This window comes from Streptomyces sp. SAT1 (assembly GCF_001654495.1).
GTDB lineage: Bacteria > Actinomycetota > Actinomycetes > Streptomycetales > Streptomycetaceae > Streptomyces > Streptomyces andamanensis.
Genome location: NZ_CP015849.1, coordinates 7361059 through 7373503 on the forward strand (window position 1 = coordinate 7361059; position 12445 = coordinate 7373503).

The 12445-nt window shown below is 74.3% G+C and carries 12 protein-coding genes and 1 pseudogene; 10 read left to right on the plus strand and 3 right to left on the minus strand.

Annotation, left to right across the window (positions count from 1 at the left end; genetic code table 11):
* Nucleotides 1–137 precede the first annotated feature (137 nt).
* On the minus strand, nucleotides 138–281 hold the full coding sequence (locus A8713_RS33705) for a hypothetical protein (RefSeq protein WP_159393141.1): 144 nt from the start codon (nucleotides 279–281) through the stop codon (nucleotides 138–140).
* Between the two features lie 544 nt (nucleotides 282–825).
* Here A8713_RS33705 and A8713_RS31295 point away from each other — a divergent pair.
* From A8713_RS31295 to A8713_RS31315, 5 genes are all read left to right on the plus strand, one after another.
* The gene (locus A8713_RS31295) at nucleotides 826–1014 is read left to right on the plus strand and encodes a hypothetical protein (protein WP_064537082.1); all 189 of its coding nucleotides are present in this window, start codon (nucleotides 826–828) and stop codon (nucleotides 1012–1014) included.
* A gap of 237 nt (nucleotides 1015–1251) precedes the next feature.
* Nucleotides 1252–1827 (plus strand): MauE/DoxX family redox-associated membrane protein, encoded by a 576-nt coding sequence (locus A8713_RS33410; RefSeq protein ID WP_064537083.1) that lies wholly within the window; start codon nucleotides 1252–1254, stop codon nucleotides 1825–1827.
* Nucleotides 1824–2348 (plus strand): S26 family signal peptidase, encoded by a 525-nt coding sequence (locus A8713_RS33415; RefSeq protein ID WP_064537084.1) that lies wholly within the window; start codon nucleotides 1824–1826, stop codon nucleotides 2346–2348. Before A8713_RS33410 ends, A8713_RS33415 begins: the two co-directional genes overlap by 4 nt.
* A complete protein-coding gene (locus A8713_RS31310) occupies nucleotides 2336–2914 on the plus strand; it encodes a TlpA family protein disulfide reductase (protein WP_064537085.1) in 579 nt (192 codons plus the stop codon). The genes A8713_RS33415 and A8713_RS31310 overlap by 13 nt, the downstream gene beginning before the upstream one ends.
* On the plus strand, nucleotides 2911–4809 hold the full coding sequence (locus A8713_RS31315; protein ID WP_064537086.1) for an ABC transporter ATP-binding protein: 1899 nt from the start codon (nucleotides 2911–2913) through the stop codon (nucleotides 4807–4809). The genes A8713_RS31310 and A8713_RS31315 overlap by 4 nt, the downstream gene beginning before the upstream one ends.
* Nucleotides 4810–4904: 95 nt before the next feature.
* Here the strand turns inward: A8713_RS31315 and A8713_RS31320 are convergent, their stop codons facing one another.
* Nucleotides 4905–5369 (minus strand): hypothetical protein, encoded by a 465-nt coding sequence (locus A8713_RS31320; RefSeq protein WP_237305510.1) that lies wholly within the window; start codon nucleotides 5367–5369, stop codon nucleotides 4905–4907.
* A 343-nt stretch (nucleotides 5370–5712) separates the two neighbouring features.
* Here A8713_RS31320 and A8713_RS34780 point away from each other — a divergent pair, with 343 nt between their 5' ends.
* The 4 genes and pseudogenes from A8713_RS34780 (at nucleotide 5713) to A8713_RS34850 (ending at nucleotide 9506) form a co-directional block, all read left to right on the plus strand.
* A complete protein-coding gene (locus A8713_RS34780) occupies nucleotides 5713–6939 on the plus strand; it encodes a TerD family protein (RefSeq protein ID WP_064537088.1) in 1227 nt (408 codons plus the stop codon).
* Between the two features lie 152 nt (nucleotides 6940–7091).
* Complete coding sequence (locus A8713_RS31330; RefSeq protein ID WP_064537089.1) at nucleotides 7092–7766, plus strand: hypothetical protein; 675 nt, start codon at nucleotides 7092–7094, stop codon at nucleotides 7764–7766.
* Between the two features lie 197 nt (nucleotides 7767–7963).
* Nucleotides 7964–8446: pseudogene (locus A8713_RS34845) on the plus strand (RNA polymerase sigma factor); the annotation flags it as partial.
* 364 nt (nucleotides 8447–8810) lie between these two features.
* Nucleotides 8811–9506, plus strand: coding sequence for a CAP domain-containing protein (locus A8713_RS34850; RefSeq protein ID WP_335743767.1), 696 nt, complete (start codon nucleotides 8811–8813; stop codon nucleotides 9504–9506).
* Here the strand turns inward: A8713_RS34850 and A8713_RS31340 are convergent.
* Nucleotides 9410–10264 carry a transposase gene (locus A8713_RS31340; protein WP_079159211.1) on the minus strand — a complete coding sequence of 285 codons (855 nt, stop codon included), beginning with the start codon at nucleotides 10262–10264 and terminating at the stop codon, nucleotides 9410–9412. The genes A8713_RS34850 and A8713_RS31340 overlap by 97 nt on opposite strands.
* A 266-nt stretch (nucleotides 10265–10530) precedes the next feature.
* Between A8713_RS31340 and A8713_RS31345 the strand changes: the two genes are divergently transcribed.
* A complete protein-coding gene (locus A8713_RS31345; RefSeq protein WP_064537091.1) occupies nucleotides 10531–12306 on the plus strand; it encodes a M4 family metallopeptidase in 1776 nt (591 codons plus the stop codon).
* Nucleotides 12307–12445: the final 139 nt, after the last annotated feature.

The window sequence follows — 12445 nt, forward strand, 5'->3', positions numbered from 1 at the left end:
ATCGCCGGGTTCACCGAGGAGGACCGGACCCTGATCGGCGCCGTACGTGCCGCCGTACGTGCCCGCGAACCCGCCCTGCCGCAGCGCGCGGACGGCGGCCCGGCCACGGCGGGAGAGCGGGCGACCGCCGCGGACCGTCAGCCGGTCTGGATGAGGAACCGCTGGTCGGCCGCGCCGGTACACCGTTCCTCGACCACCTCGGCTCCCGTGGCGACGTCGTCCGCGGTGGCTTCCACCCGGAAGACGGTGGCCCGGCCGCAGTCGTTCCAGGGTTGGAGCATCCCCTTCACCGTTAGAGCATCCCCTTCACCGGGCTGTCCCGCATGACCGTCAGACAGCCTTTCCCTTCTGTCGCGGACGGAGCCGGGGCCGCCACCGCGACGGGGGGCGGTCGGAAGCGGTGCCCGTGACCGCGGAGCCGGTGGCCCCCACGACGGTGACGGCGGCCTCCACGGGGCCCTGCGCCGCGATGCGTTCCCGCAGATCCAGCCAGACATCGGCACGGTCCCCCTGCCCGCACGCGCGGACGAACGCGGGGGGTGTCGTAGGTGATCGGCCGCTCGCTGGGAAGCCGTACGCTGCGGCCGTGGCACCCCTCACAACGGCCGTTCTTTTCGGTCCCGGCTGTCCGGGACGTTTCCGAACAAGGCCCTGACCAGCCCGGACAGCACGGCACCTGTCCGGGACAGGGAAGATCCGTTGCCTGAGCGCGCCCCGCTCAGCAGGCTCTGTGCTGCCGGCCCGCTCCCCGCTCCACGCACCGGACGGGGCCGGCGCACCATGCGCACCGTCCTCGCCAACCACCCAAGAGACCAGGAGCACTTCATGCGCATCCGACTCCAGACCGTGTCCGACCGGCTGATGGACATGGTGGCCCCGAAGAAGGCCGCGGCGGCCCTCTCCTGCTGGCAGCCCGATGGCTGCTTCAAGGACTACTGCGGCAAGAACCGGAACGGCCTGTACGAGGTCGACCCGTGCAACGACAAGCAGCGCATCACCTGCGGCGGCTGCTGACCGCACACAGCCCGGTGCGTGACGTCCCCCGGCGACGAGAGGTCACGGGACACCTGATCCGGGTCCCGCGCGGCATGTGCCGGGCGTGGACACGGACATCACTCGCGCACCTGGACCACTTGTCTCCCGTCCGGACCGGGCCGGCTCGAAAGCCGGACCCGGTCCGGACGGAAGCCCTGTCCGCGGGGCGCCCGCCGTCGCGGACGCGCCCCGCCGTGGTGGAAGGTTGGGATCGCTGTGCATCATCCGGTCGACTGCACGGTCGTCGGCGGCCGGGTCCTCCTCGGCCTGGTCTTTCTGTGCTCCGTCCTGGGCAAGGCACGCGGCGCGGGCGCCTACGGAAGCTTCCGCGAGGCGGTGGGACACCTGGTGCCCGCCCTTCGGCGCCGTACGGCACCGGTCGCCGCGGCGGTGGTCGCGGCCGAGGCCGCGGTGGTCGTCCTGCTGGCCGTTCCGGCGTCCGCCGTCGCGGGCTTCGCTCTCGCCGCGCTGCTGCTGCTGGCCTTCACGGCCGGACTCACCGGGGCACTGCGCCGGGAGGCGGGCACCGCCTGCCACTGCTTCGGCGCCGGCGCGGCACGGATCGCGCCCCGGCACGTGGTACGCAACCTGATCCTCGTCACCGTCGCTCTCGCCGGAACGGCGGCGGCGCCGGCCGCACCGCACGCGGGCGCGGCCCCGTCCGCGGGGCTCCTGCTGACCATCGGCGTGTCGGCCGTCCTCGCCCTGATCACGGTGACCCTGGACGAACTGGTGAACCTCTTCACGGCGACGGACGCCCCGATCGACGCCACCGCGGAGACGACCCGGTGAAGGCGTCAACGGCGGCCCTGTGGGCCGTGCCGGCGGCCTGCCTGATCCCGGTCGCGCTGATCCGCAGCCGCTACCTCGTGGTGACGGTGGAAGGCTCCAGCATGGTGCCCGCGCTCGCCGACGGCGACCGTGTGCTGGTCCACCGCGTGCGGCTCGCCGCCATCGCCGCGGGACGGCTCGTCGTCACCAGGCCGCCCGCCGACGGGCGTTGGGGCGCCGTCAGTCCGTCACGCTGGATGATCAAGCGCGCGGCGGCCGTACCGGGGGACCCGGTGCCGCGCGACGGCGCGCCGACCCTGCGGGACCTCCCCGAGGAGCGGGTGCCACGGGGCCGGATCGTCCTGCTCGGCGACAACCCCGAAGAAAGCCTCGACTCCCGCTTCTGCGGCTACTTCCGCGCCGAGCAGATCATCGGTGTCGTCGTCCGCCGCCTGCCGCGCGCGGAACCCGAGCGGGTCCAGGCCACCGGCGCGCGGCCACGCCTCGTCACAGGAAAGGGCGAACCCTCATGGACTGGCTGATCGCGAGCGTCGTGTTCGTCGGACTGCTCTGCGTCCTCAACCTGGTATTCACCTACGGAGTGATCCGCCGCCTGTCCCGGCGGGCGGACGGAGCGGACAGCCGGTCGCCGGACATCTTCCGCTCGGTCCTGGCCGCCGGTGCCACCGTCGGTTCCTTCTCCGCACGTGACGCCGACGGCGGCGCCCTCACCCGGGACGACCTGTCCGAGGGCCAACTGGTCACTTTCATGTCACCGGGATGCCCGGCCTGCGAGGAACTGCTGCCTCTGGTGGCCGAGCGGGCCGGCGGGCACGGTCCCGGACGCGTCCTGGCGGTCGTGGTGCGCGATGCGGGCAAGGACGACTCGGGCGACGGCGTCCGCGCGTACCTGGAACGGCTGGCGCCGGTCGCCCGGGTCGTCACCTGCGACTTCGGGGACGAGCTGACGAACGCGTTCGCCCTGACCGGTGTGCCCGCCTACGTCGAGATGGGCCGCGGCGGGCGGGTCGCGAACAGCGGCCGGACCCTGCCCCACCGGGCGGAGCGGGAGGGCCGTCCGGCGGAACCGGCCGAGGCCGGCACATGACCCGGGCCGAGGAGAGACTCCGGCCGCGGGAAGCGCTCGCCTCGGCCCGCAGGGCCGCCGCGTCGGCCTGGCGCGCTTCGCCCCAGGGCACGGCGGCCCTGCTCGTCCTCACCGTCGCGGCGTCCGGCCTGCCGGTCGCCGTGGCCTGGGTGACCCGGCTCGTACTGGACCGTCTCGTCGGGGCGGACGGCGGCGCCCTCCTCGGGCTCGCCCTGGCCCTCGCCGGGCTCGGCCTGGCGGCGGCGCTCGTGCCGCCCCTCACCACGTTCGCGGGCAACCATCTGGGCCGGGCCGCCGGTCTGACCGCACTGGACACGCTCTTCACCGTCGTCAACTCCTTCACCGGACTGTCCCGGCTGGAGGACCCCGTCTTCCAGGACCGGCTGAGGATGGCCCAGTCCGCGGGCGCCCAGGCCATCGGCGGCACCGTACGGTCCGGGCTGCGGATCCTCGGCGGCGCCCTCACCGCGGCGGGCTTCGTCGGCGCCCTGTGGATGGTGAGTCCCGCCATGACCGCCGTGGTGGCGGCCGCCGCGCTGCCGGGGCTGCTGGCCGAACTCAGACTCTCCCGCCGCCGGGCACTGAGCGACTGGCGCATCAACGCGGCCCAGCGCAGAGAGGTCTTCTACCAACTGCTGCTCTGCAGCCTGGACGCCGCCAAGGAGATCCGGCTCTTCGACGCCGGCGGGTTCTTCCGGGACCGGATGCTCGGCGAACGGCGCGCCGCGGACGCCGAGCGCCGATCGGCCGACCGGCGCGAACTGGCCACCCAGGGCGCTCTGGCCCTGCTCGGCGGGCTGATCGGCGGCGCCGGACTGGTCTGGGCGGCACTCGCGGCACGGCGCGGGCAGCTGACGGTCGGTGACGTCTCGATGTTCGTCGCCGGAGTCGCCGGTGTCCAGGCCGCCCAGTCCGGCCTCGTACGGTCCCTGGCCGACCTGCACCACCTGCTGCTGATGCTGCGCCACTACTTCGCCGTCGTCGGAGCCGGCCCGGAACCGGCCGCGGCGCAGGACGGCGCGCACCCCCTCGTCCACCGCCCGCCGGATCGCCCGCGGTCCCGGGGCCGGCGAGAGCTGCCGGAGCTGCGCGAGGGCATCGAGTTCCGGGACGTCTGGTTCCGCTACGACGACGACCTCCCCTGGGTGCTGCGCGGGGTGGATCTCTTCATCCCGCACGGCCGGGCCGTCGCTCTCGTCGGACCCAACGGAGCGGGCAAGAGCACCCTCGTGAAGCTGCTGTGCCGGTTCTACGAGCCGACCCGCGGCGCGGTGCTGTGGGACGGCCTGGACATCCGGCGGGTCCCCGCCCAGGAGCTGCGCCGCCGGCTGGGCGCCGTGTTCCAGGACTACATGCACTACGACCTGACCGCCGCCGAGAACATCGCTGTCGGCGACGTCCGGGCGCTCGGCGACCGGCCCAGGCTCCGTGCGGCGGCCCGGCAGGCCGGCGTCGACGGGACGCTCGACGCGTTGCCGCGCGGCTTCGACACCTTTCTGAGCAGGATCTTCGCCGACGGCCAGGGCCACGACCCGGGCACCGGTGCGTCGCTCTCGGGCGGCCAGTGGCAGCGGCTCGCCGTGGCCCGCGCCTTCCTGCGGCCGGCCCCCGATCTGCTGATCCTCGACGAGCCGAGCTCCGGGCTGGACGCGGAGGCCGAACACGACCTGCACCTGCGGCTCACCCGGTATCGGTCCGGCCGAACGAGCCTGCTCGTCTCGCACCGGCTCGGCGCGGTCCGTGACGCCGACCGGATCGTCGTGCTCCGCGAGGGCCGGATCACCGAGGAAGGCACCCACGACACGCTCCTGGCGGCCGGGGGCACCTACGCCCGGCTGTTCACCGTCCAGGCCGACGGCTACCGGGAGGAGCGCCCGGCAGGGCGCGAGAAGTAGACGCCCGGGGCCGGGAGCCGGAGCGGCCGAACCGCGCACCACCCCGTCGCCACGGGGTGCCGACGTGCACCGTTTTGTTCACGGCACCGTGCCGCTCAGATCCCGGCGGCCGCACGTGCGCGCAGATGGTCGCGGGTGACCTTGGTGATCTCGTGCCAGAACGGCGCGGCGGTCAGATAGAGGCCCAGTGTGCTGAGGATGCCCAGCGAGACGTCCACGCTGACGCGCCCCTGCCGGGCCCAGTACACGTCCTTGAGGTCGAGCAGCAGGGCGAACTCGTCGGCGATGAGCGCCGAACCCGCGCCGTAGGCGGCGCCGAGCCCGGGGTGGCCGACGTAGGCCCGGTCGCCGCGCACGGCCACGAGTCCGACACCCGCGAGGGTGGCGATACCGAAGTTGTAGTGGTGCAGATGCGTCCCGCCGGTGGAGATGTCGCCCCAGGGCAGCCAGCCGCCCCGGATGCCGTGGGTGATCAGCCGCACGGTGCCGAAGGTGCAGCCGAAGCCGAGCCAGGCCGCCATGAGCGAGCGCTGGGTGGGCACGGTGTGCTCGTCGAGCACCCGGCGCCACCGTTGGCGCAGAGGCAGCCGGTCGCCGTCGGCGTGCCGAGCTGCGGGGCTGAGGGCATTCTTCGCTCCTGACCGTCGCCGGGTGACCGGGGTCCGGGGGCTGACCGACGTGTCCGGACACCGGCCAGACCTACCACCGGGCGGACGCGCTGATGCCCACGCGTCCCCCGGACGGCGCAGGGGCGGTCTGTACCGGGGCGGGGCGGGGAAAGGGCGGCCGGAGGGGGAGCGAGCAAGGATTCATCATTTTGATTGCGCAATTGAGGAACTGACGGGCCCTCGGGGCCGTTGACCGTGGTGGATTCGAGAGCGTGAGCAGTCGCGGAGGACATGGATGAGCGTGACCCTGACCAAGGGCGGCAATGTGTCGCTGAGCAAGCGGGCCCCGGGTCTGACTGCCGTGTCGGTCGGGCTGGGCTGGCAGGCGGACACGGGGTACGAACCGGACGCCAGCGCCCTGCTGTGCGACCGGTCGGGAAAGGTGCCCTCCGACGAGCACTTCGTCTTCTTCAACAACCTGACCAGCCCGGAGGGTTCGGTCCGCCACGGCGGCAGCGGCGGCCCCGTCGGTGAGGACGACCAGCGGATCGAGGTCGACCTCACGCGGGTCCCCGCCGAGATCGAGAAGATCGTCTTCCCGGTCTCCCTCTACGAGGCCGCGAACCGCGGGCAGTCCTTCGGGCAGGTGCGACGCGCGCACATCCGTGTCCTGGACCGGGACAGCGGCACGGAACTGGCCCGCTACGACCTGGCGCCCGGCGGTCTGTCCGCCGAGACCGCGCTCGTCTTCGGCGAGCTGTACCGGCACGGCGCGGAGTGGAAGTTCCGCGCGGTCGGCCAGGGGTACGCCTCCGGGCTCGCCGGCATCGCCACGGACTACGGCGTGGGCGTCCTGGAGGAGCCGCCCCCGGCGGCCCCGACCCCGGCCCCGGCCCCGACCTCGGCCCCGGCCCCGGCCCCGACCCTGACCCCGGCCCCGATCCCGGGATCGGACCGGGCCGCGTTCCCGGCCTCCCCGCCACCGGTGCACACGCCGCCCGTCCACGTTCCACCGGCACCCACGGCACCTGTGCCGACACCGACCCTCTTCTCCCCGGCCGCCCCGGCGGCGGCAGTATCACCGCAACCCTCAGGGAGTTCCCCCGTGACATGCTTCTTCGACCCCCACCACGGCCCCGGTGAGACGACCGTGACCTGGTCCCCGCAGTGGGGCGTGCCCCGGCCCGTGCAGGTGTGCGGCGGCTGCGCCCAGCGGGTGCAGACCACCGCGCCGCCCTTCTACACCCCGCCCCAGCAGGGGTACCCGCAGACCGGTGCGCCGCAGGGCTATCCCCAACAGGGTCATGCCCAACAGGGCTACCCCCAGCAGGGCTATCCGCAGCAGGGATACGGCCAGCCGTACCAGGACCAGCACGCGCAGCAGCAGGGCGGCGGCCGCCGCTTCGGCACCGGGGCCCTCATCGGTGCCGGTGCGGCCGGTCTCGTCGGAGGCGCCCTGCTGAACGAGGCGTTCGACGACGACGAGCCCGACGTGGTCGTCAACAACTACTACGAGGACTGACCGGGCGACGGTCCCGGTCCCGGCCCGGCCCCGGGCTCCGGCGGCGGGGCAAGCGGGTCCGCCCGCCGGCCGGGTCCGGGACCGGGAGGCCGTCCGTCCTGCCGTACACGTGCGTCATCGGCCGAAGACGGGGCGCGAGAGAAGAAGGTGGCATGTCGACGTCCCGGAAACCGAAGCGGCGCCTCTGGCTGCCCGCCGTGGTCCTCGCCCTGGTGGCCTGTGCCCTTGTGCGGACGGGCCACTTCTCCCGGAGCGACGCCCCGCCTTCCGGGGGAACGCCCGTCTCGCACCCGTCCTCTCCGGCGGGCCCGGCGGCGCCCTCGGCGTCAGGGACTTCCGCCGCGTACGATCCCGCCGCCTACGCCTCCGAGGTCCGCACCCAGGCCGGACGGGCCGGTGTCAGCGCCCGGCTGCTGATGGCGATCCTGTGCAACGAAGCGTACAAACCCCACGATCCGGCCTTCGAGCGGGCGTGGCAGAAGTACAAGCCGGACGCCGCCTTCGGCATCGCGAACATGCACCGCGCCACCTTCGACCAGGTCAAGAAGGGCCGGGACTTCGCCGACCGGCGATGGTCGGAGCTGCCTGACGACAGGAACCTCGCCATCGAGGCGGCGGCCTGGTACCTGCACGACCTCAGGACGCAACTGCCCGCCCACCGGACCGGCTCCCTCAGCGAGGACGAACTGCTGGCCCTGGGCTACAACACCGGCGCGGGCAACATGCTGGCATTCGCCCGCGGCGTACGGCCCGGCAGCCAGGCCCGGTCCTACCTGGACAAGCTGCACGCCAACTGGTCCAAGGCGGAAGAGGCCGTGGCGCGATGAACGGGGGAGTCCGGCCCGGTGGCCTGACTCCCCCGGCCGAGCCGCTCTCTCCGCCGTCGTGACGCCGCTCGCCGCCCCGGACTGCGAGCGGCTGTGACGGACGTCACGCGAGCCGCGTCCGCGATTCCTGTTGTGCGATGGATCGCGCAGGGTCTCCCTATCGTGGCACCCGTGGTGCGGAGACCGGAAGGAAGCTGATGCGCGAACAGAGCACGGACGAGACAGCGCTCGTCGCCGCGGCCCGACGAGGGGATCCCGCGGCGCGGGACCGGCTGGTGTCCGCGTATCTGCCCCTGGTCTACAACGTCGTCGGCCGGGCACTGAACGGCCACGCGGACGTTGACGACGTCGTACAGGACACCCTGCTGCGGGCCCTGAGCGGTCTCGACGGGCTGCGGGACCCGGCCAGGTTCCGGGCCTGGCTGGTGGCGATCGCCATGAACCAGGTGCGCCGGAGGTGGTCGGTCGCCCAGCGCAGGCCGCTGCCCCTGGACGCCGCGGCCGTGGACGCGGTCGAAGGGGACTTCGCCGAACTGACCATCCTGCGCCTGGGACTGTCGGGACAGCGGCGGGAGGTCGCCGAGGCGGCCCGGTGGCTGGACCCCTCCGACCGCCAGGTGCTGTCCCTGTGGTGGCTGGAGACGGCCGGTGAACTCACCCGCGGGGAGGTCGCCGAGGCACTGGGACTCTCCCGCGCCCACACCGGGGTACGGGTGCAGCGGGTCAAGGAGCAACTGGACGTGTGCCGGCAGGTCGTCCGGGCGACGGGATCCCGCGACGGGTGCCGGACCCTGGCCGCGCTGACCCGGACATGGGACGGGACCCCCGGCTCCCTGTGGCGCAAGCGCATAGCCCGCCACCTGCGCGGGTGCGACAGATGCGCGCGGTCGGCCAGGGACCTGCTCCCGGTCGACGGGCTGCTCGCCGGGATGGGACTGGTGGCGGTGCCCCTCGCCCTGCACGCCGCCCCCCCTCACGGGGCACGGCACGGCGGCCCTGGCCGCCCACGGCGGCGCGGCGCACGGAGCGGCCGCCGTCCACCGCGTGCTGGACGCCGGGCGGCGCGCCGTCCGGCCCGGCACCGCGGCCAAGGCCACCGCGGCCGGGGCGGCGGTGGCAGCCGTCGCCCTCCTGATCACGGTGTACCGGGCACCGGAGAAGGAGCCCGACGCGGCCCCGCCCGTCCGCCCCACGGCCACCGCCCCCGCCGCCTCGCAACCACCGGCCCTCCCCGACCCGCCCACGAGCCCCGACGTACGGCCGGCCGCGACCACCTCCGCGCCCGCCCGCCCGTCCGCCCCCGCCCCCGCCCCCGCACGTACCCCCGCCTCGACACCGGTCGCCACCGCGCGGGCGGTCGAGGCCGCGAGCCGCCGCGATCTGCTCGACCGGACCAACGCGCTGCGCGCGAGCAGCGGTTGCGCGCCCCTGCGGACCGATCCGCGGCTGACCCGGGTGGCCCAGAGCGACGCACGCGCCGTCGCGGCGCGCGGCACCGTCGACCCGCCGGGCGGCCGGACGGCCGACGTGGGGGAGCGGGTGACGGCGGCCGGGTATGCCTGGACGTCCGTCGGCGAGGCCACCGCGTTCGGCGACAAGGACGCCGCGGCGGTGGCACGGGAATGGGCGGAGGACCACATGCGTCAGCTCCTCGTCGACTGCCGGTACACCGACGTGGGCGTGGGGCTCGTGGTCTCGGGCAGCGAGCGCGCGTGGACCGAGGTGCTGGCGGGCTCGTAGTGCTCCGTCCGGGACGCGCGGTCGGTCCGGCCGCTCGCGGACGCCACGGCGAGCGCTTCGCCCAGACGCAGCACGACGCGTGTGTCGGCCCGCCCGGCCAGGCGCCTCAGCAGCGGTCCGAGCACCGCCTCGTCCGCCGCGGTCACCGCGCGCGTGATGGCCGCGACCAGCGCGTCGTCGTCCTCGCCGCCCGTGGGCGACGTGCCCGTGGGCGATGGGGGGCGCGGCTTGGGCGGCGCGGCGAACGGCGCCGGTCCGGGGTGCGCGGCGGTGCCGTCCGCCCTCGACCGCGCCGCCCCGAGGGCGTGCACGGCGCGGAGGCGGGCGGGACCGTCGAGTTCACGGAGTATGGCCTCGTGGATCCGGGGCCAGGTGTCCGCCCGCGCCCAGACGCGCAGACGGCGCCAGGCGGTCACACCGGAGCACCCCAGTTCCCCGGTGCGGGCGGTGTGCCAGGGGATGCCCTCGCGCAGCACGTGCAGCACCACGGACAGCACCACCCGGTCGGGCACGGGCCTTCGGCCCGGATGCCTCGACCGCCGCTCGGCGGGCGGGGGCAGCAGGGGAGCGACGCGCGCCCAGACCCTTGCCAGGGCCGAACGCGCCTGCGCCTCCCGCGCGTCGTACGGATCCGCGCGCCGTACACCGTGCGGCTCGCTGTCGGCCGGATGCCGTGGGCACACCGTCTCCCGGGGCGGCACCGGCGCGGTCCCGGGCGGTGAGGTGGGCACCGCCGGGCGGTCGTGATTGTGCGTCATGCCGGGGGTGACCCCGCGGCCGTGCGGCCATAACGAAAAATCTCCTCGGCCGCCGTGTCGTGCGCGCGGCTCCTGCCCGGCCCCGCCCGCACGGCGGCCGTTTCACAATGAGCTGCGGAAATAAAGGGTTCGGCAATCTGCGCCGCCACCTTCTTCACGTGCGCATGCCAAGCATGTCAGGGTCCTCGGCAGCGGGCGCCTCGGCCGACTCGGACGAGACGCACGCACTCCCCACTCCCCACATCTTCGACTTCCGAGGACCACGCATGCGTTCCGCGCGAATATCCCGAACGGCTCTCGCCCTCGTCGCCGCCACCGCCCTGGCCGCGACCGCCGGTACGGCCGTGGCCGCACCGGCCGGACACACCCCCGCGACGGCGGCTCCCGCGGCCGGCCGGACGTCCGCCACCGTCGAGGCCGCACAGGCCGCCGCGTTCGCCCACGCCGCCGCCACCGGGGTCGGAGCACAGACGCGGCTCAGGGCCGTCGAGGTGATGGCCGATCAGGACGGCAAGCGGCACGTGCGGTTCGCCCAGCTCTACCGCGGTGTGCCGGTCGTCGGCGGCGACCTCGTCGTCCACCTCGGCGCCGACTCCTCCTACCTCGGCGTGACCCGCGCCGCGGGCAGAGCGGTCTCCCTGCCCTCCACCACCGCGGACCTCACCCCGCGCGAGGCCGAGAAGCACGCCGCGGCCCAGGTGCGCGGCGGGCAGGCCGCCGCGCCCCGGCTGGTGGTGGATCACACGGCGGGCACCAGCACCCTCGCGTACGAGGTCGACGTCACGGCCGCGGACGGCTCGCCCGACGCCGCCCGGACCGTGCTCGTCGACGCGGCCACCGGCGCCGTGCTCCGCAGCACGCCCACCGTCGACGGGTTCCTGTCACCGCGGGTCGTGACGCGCCTCCACCAGCGCGGCGAGACCCCGCGCCCGAGGAGCACCGCGGGCAGCGCGCTCGTCCGCCCGTCCGGCAGGAGCTCCGGCTACCCCGCTCCCGCCGTCGGCAAGGGCCTGTCCCTCTTCTCCGGCACCGTCACCCTCGACACCACGCAGACGGCCGCCCGGACGTACCTGCTCAAGGACACCACCCGCGGCGACGCCGAGATCCGCGACGCCAGGCACGCCACCCGCGAGGACGCGAAGATCTTCACCGCCGCCTCCCCGCTGACCGACTCCGACGACACCTGGGGCGACGGCACCACCAAGGACAACGCCACCGCCGCGGTGGACGCCTCGCACGGGCTCACCGCCACCTTCGACTTCTACAAGAAGACGTTCAGCCGCAACGGCATCCAGAACGACGGCGTCGGCCCCAAGGGCGTGGTCCACTGGGGCACCGCCTACGGCAACGCCGCCTGGTACGACACCTGCCACTGCATGATCTACGGCGACGGGGACGGCCAGACCTTCACCAAGCCGCTGGTCCAGCTGGACGTCACCGGCCACGAACTCACCCACGGCGTCGTCGCGGCCACCGCCGGTCTCGAACCGACCCGGGTCGACTCGCGGGGCAACCAGTACGGTGAGCCGGGCGCCCTCAACGAGTCGCTCGCCGACATCTTCGGCAGCGCCACCGAGTTCAGCACGAACCCGAAGACCGGCAACTACCTGATGGGCGAGCAGCTCGGTCTGGACCAGGGCTTCCTGCGCCGCCTGGACAAGCCGTCCCTCGACCGGCTCGAAGGCACCGTCGACTACTGGGGCACCTCCACCGTGAACGCCGAGGTGCACGCCGGGTCCGGCGTCTCCTCCCACGCCTTCTACCTCCTCGCCGAGGGCAGCGGCCGCAAGACCGTCAACGGCGTCACCTACGACTCCGCCACCTACGACGGCTCCACCGTCCAGGGCATCGGCCGGGACAAGGCGCTGCGCGTCTTCTACCAGGCCCTGACCCGGTACATGGTCTCCACCACCGACTTCCACGACGCCCGCACGGCGACGCTGAAGGCGGCGGGCGACCTCTACGGCACCACCAGCACCGAGTACGCCGCGGTCGACAAGGCCTGGGCGGCGGTCAACGTGACCGCCGCCAACCAGCCCTGATCCGCCGCGACCAGACGTCCGGCCCGCCCGGCTGCCACGAGCCGGCGGGCGGGCCGGACCTCCACCCGCTCAGCGCGCCCGTGGTCGGCGCCGGTCCCGGGGCGGGTGCACCCGGGCGGACCGTCCGCACAGGACGGTC

What these genes read in the sequence shown, in the direction of transcription:
- A8713_RS33705 (WP_159393141.1), bottom strand. Translation starts at nt 281, where the DNA reads ATGCTCCAACCCTGGAACGACTGCGGCCGGGCCACCGTCTTCCGGGTG.
- A8713_RS31295 (WP_064537082.1), top strand. Translation starts at nt 826, where the DNA reads ATGCGCATCCGACTCCAGACCGTGTCCGACCGGCTGATGGACATGGTG.
- A8713_RS31310 (WP_064537085.1), top strand. Translation starts at nt 2,336, where the DNA reads ATGGACTGGCTGATCGCGAGCGTCGTGTTCGTCGGACTGCTCTGCGTC.
- A8713_RS31315 (WP_064537086.1), top strand. Translation starts at nt 2,911, where the DNA reads ATGACCCGGGCCGAGGAGAGACTCCGGCCGCGGGAAGCGCTCGCCTCG.
- A8713_RS34780 (WP_064537088.1), top strand. Translation starts at nt 5,713, where the DNA reads ATGAGCGTGACCCTGACCAAGGGCGGCAATGTGTCGCTGAGCAAGCGG.
- A8713_RS31330 (WP_064537089.1), top strand. Translation starts at nt 7,092, where the DNA reads ATGTCGACGTCCCGGAAACCGAAGCGGCGCCTCTGGCTGCCCGCCGTG.
- A8713_RS31340 (WP_079159211.1), bottom strand. Translation starts at nt 10,264, where the DNA reads ATGACGCACAATCACGACCGCCCGGCGGTGCCCACCTCACCGCCCGGG.
- A8713_RS31345 (WP_064537091.1), top strand. Translation starts at nt 10,531, where the DNA reads ATGCGTTCCGCGCGAATATCCCGAACGGCTCTCGCCCTCGTCGCCGCC.